The sequence below is a fragment of the Tenacibaculum sp. AWR4_210 genome, from assembly GCF_056160945.1.
On record NZ_JBSWYF010000078.1, the window covers coordinates 1 to 298 of the forward strand.

Consider the following 298-nt stretch of genomic DNA (forward strand, 5'->3'; position numbering starts at 1 on the left):
CTAAAAATACTCTCATAATTTTAAAAATGTGTTGGCTTCAAAGATTTTTTTCTATCACTGCTTGGCGTCATTTGTTCAAATTTATGTGCAGGAATTCCCGAAGGATTATTAAATAAATGTCCTGCTCCAGACTGATTAAACCAATTTGAACCACTCGCTATTATACTCCATAAAAAAGCTTTTTCAGGGTTTTTAATAGAGTAATATGCATGTCCAATTTCATGTGAGTTGGTATAAAAATTTTTAGTTAAATCAATCCAAATTTCAATTTTACTTACCGAAACTTGGCCTTCTATCT

1 protein-coding gene is annotated in these 298 nt (G+C 30.5%); it reads right to left on the bottom strand.

Annotated features, from left to right (window positions below):
* Positions 1-20: 20 nt before the first annotated feature.
* A partial coding sequence (locus ACXAG7_RS20100; protein ID WP_476667947.1) for a hypothetical protein occupies positions 21-298 on the bottom strand: 278 nt, incomplete at its 5' end.